This window comes from Bacillus cereus group sp. BfR-BA-01430 (genome assembly GCF_022663115.1).
Lineage (GTDB): Bacteria > Bacillota > Bacilli > Bacillales > Bacillaceae_G > Bacillus_A > Bacillus_A cereus_BD.
In genome coordinates this window covers 1-2,576 of the sequence record NZ_JAKUEW010000040.1, presented here as the reverse complement: position 1 = coordinate 2,576, position 2,576 = coordinate 1, and the positions used below count along the sequence as shown (strand labels likewise).

Genomic DNA, 2,576 nt, shown 5'->3' with positions numbered 1-2,576 from the left:
GCTGTGATATAGTATGTTTTTCCTTTACTATTGTGCACTTTGTATTGTGGGGAACCGTTAACAGTTACTTTTGCATCAATCGTAAATCCTAATCCTGCATCAACTGTACCAGCTACATCTTTATCTTGCCAAGACGGAGAATTGTAGAAACGTAAGTTATTAACCTTAGAAACAACACGTTTCCCGACAATCGAGGAATCGACTGTGCTTTTTTTATTAAATCGTACATAAGAAGGATTGTAGTAAATCCATTGATTCGCTCCAAGATTTAACCATCCATCTTTTTCGGCCCATACAATATATGCTTCTGGCTTATTTAACTGACGAATTTTAGAATAACTTGTCCCTGGCCCTTTACGTAAGTTAACGTTGTATCCTTCGATATAAGCAATACCGTCTGTAACAGCCGTTGGAACTTCTTCTGGTTTAGAAGGTTTTTCAGGAACAGACACTTCTACATTTGAATTATGATATGCACGTTTTACATCAGCACGAAATTGTGCTTCTGATACACCATGCTTGCGTAAATAAGATAGTGGATCTTCATGATCTGTACCACCTAAATAGTGCGTTACATCGCTGTGTGTCCACAATCCCTTTTCTACAGATAAACCACGATTACGCAAGATTTTTGCTAATAACTTTACGTATTTTTCATATGAACGTTTGAATTTTGTATAATCAGCTGTTTCGCATAGCTCTACATGCACAAATCGTTTATTTGCGTATGGCCCTGCACCATATGCAATATAATTTGCGGATGCAATCTGAATTGTTTCATTCCAATCGACCGCATAATGAACAAATGCATTACGCCATGTACGAGACTCGTATTTTTGAATATTAATTGCTGGCGCTTCTGGAGTTGCTGTACTATGCGCCACAACACCTTCATAAGCCCCTACACCATTTCTATATGGAATCTTAGGTAAATCTGGAATAATCAAAACTCTGTCAGCGAATGTACTTGTAGCAATAGATAGCACTAAAATAAATGTTACTGCAATTGAAAAACTCCACTTCATTCCCCTTTTCATTTCATATCAGCATCCTTTTTCAAAATTTTTGTGTGGTCAAACAATCCACTTGCTGACAGTCCAATGATGATTCCTTTAAATACACCCGTTTTGATATCTCCATCCAAAAATAAAACGCTTAGCACAATGCCAAGCGTTACATTTAATAACGGAACATATTTTGTTTGTAATCCAATTGTCTTTACAATCTGTGAAAGGCCAACGACAATGCCAATCATTACGCTCATTTCAATCATTACATACCACCCCCTTTCAATAAGAAAGTAAGAATAGCTCCCACGATTCCACCAACAATGAGGCGTAAAATCCAAGTCGTGTTAGCACTGATTTTATCTAACTGTTTGTTGATATTATCAATATCTTTTTCGTTGCCTGTTGTACGCATTTCCAAGCTTTTAATGTCAAACCTTATTTCTTTGATTTCTTGCTTCATTTCTTGCATGTCGTTTCTTACCTCTTGTAACCCCTCCACTTTATCCACCCCCCTTTTTAAAACAAAATAAAACAGACCAGCTATTGCTGCTCTGTTTTTTCGTTTATCAGTTTTTGAACCAAATCTTCTAACGCGGTAATACGATTCTGTAATTCCTTTTTTTCTTGTTCTAATTTGATGTTCAATTCTTTTATGGCTCCTGCTGAAATTGAAGAAAGAGCATAAAGTTCGATTGCTTCAACCTCATCATCCTTAAACACCTCATCAGTATAATCAGCTATAAATCCATATTCAGTTCGAATATCATTAATTGTATACGGCTCTGTTTTATCCGATGGTTTATTTTCTCGCATTTTATAAAGAGTGGGAATTTCGTGCTTGCGGTTATATTGCTTCAATTCAAGAGACATTACTTTTTCAAGCGGACTAAAGTCAACGTCCCTTATATTTGTTTTTAATTTTTTCGAACTAGTAACTGGGCTACCTTCTGAATATATCTTCCCTTCAGCCCAAATGTTACCAGTAGCGATATTATCTTGTTTGTAAATACGTAGAGCGCCGATTTCTATAGGCGCATATTTCGTTGAGCTGTCACCCGATCTTATGAACTGAACTTTATTCGAATACTCATGTATATGAGAACTCCTTATCCTTATATACGCAAGCCTTAAATCTGCATCACTACCATTATCAAAGAATGCAATCGAATTTTTACCTGGATTTAGGTCTTTTTTTGGAAAAATCCACTGACCTTTCGAATCCGGAAAGAAAAATCCATTATTCGCCCTTAAATCCACTACATTGTGAGCTTCCGCATAAAAATTTCTCGTTGCTTTTAACTGAATATTTTTCCCTTCACTATGAGTCCAATTAGTTGATATGTCAATCAAGTTATTAGATTCAAGCAGGAGTTGACCTGCTGCAAAAATAGTCATGCCACTATTTTGTCTCCAAAATCGTATATAATTATCGGAACTAAACGCATTCTCATTTGCATTATAATAAGTAATCATTTCTAATTGACCTACAGCCCGCGAATAATCGTATTGTCCATTAATTTTAGGGACTATTTGAGTAAGAGCCATTGTTCCGCTTAATTTATCAGC

Annotated in this window: 4 protein-coding genes; all 4 read right to left on the bottom strand. The window is 36.0% G+C overall.

Going from position 1 to position 2,576, the window contains the following annotated elements; all coding sequences use genetic code 11:
• A partial coding sequence (locus MR058_RS22680) for an N-acetylmuramoyl-L-alanine amidase (RefSeq protein ID WP_242145927.1) occupies window positions 1–1,037 on the bottom strand: 1,037 nt, incomplete at its 3' end.
• Window positions 1,034–1,273 carry a hypothetical protein gene (locus MR058_RS22675; protein WP_012095025.1) on the bottom strand — a complete coding sequence of 80 codons (240 nt, stop codon included), beginning with the start codon at window positions 1,271–1,273 and terminating at the stop codon, window positions 1,034–1,036. The genes MR058_RS22675 and MR058_RS22680, both read right to left, overlap by 4 nt.
• Complete coding sequence (locus MR058_RS22670; RefSeq protein ID WP_041809928.1) at window positions 1,273–1,509, bottom strand: hemolysin XhlA family protein; 237 nt, start codon at window positions 1,507–1,509, stop codon at window positions 1,273–1,275. Before MR058_RS22670 ends, MR058_RS22675 begins: the two co-directional genes overlap by 1 nt.
• 41 nt (window positions 1,510–1,550) lie before the next feature.
• Window positions 1,551–2,576: tail fiber domain-containing protein (locus MR058_RS22665; protein ID WP_242145926.1), on the bottom strand; the 1,026-nt coding region annotated here is incomplete at its 5' end.

Coding starts and splice junctions, on each gene's coding strand:
- MR058_RS22675 (WP_012095025.1), bottom strand. CDS start 1,273: ATGATTGAAATGAGCGTAATGATTGGCATTGTCGTTGGCCTTTCACAG.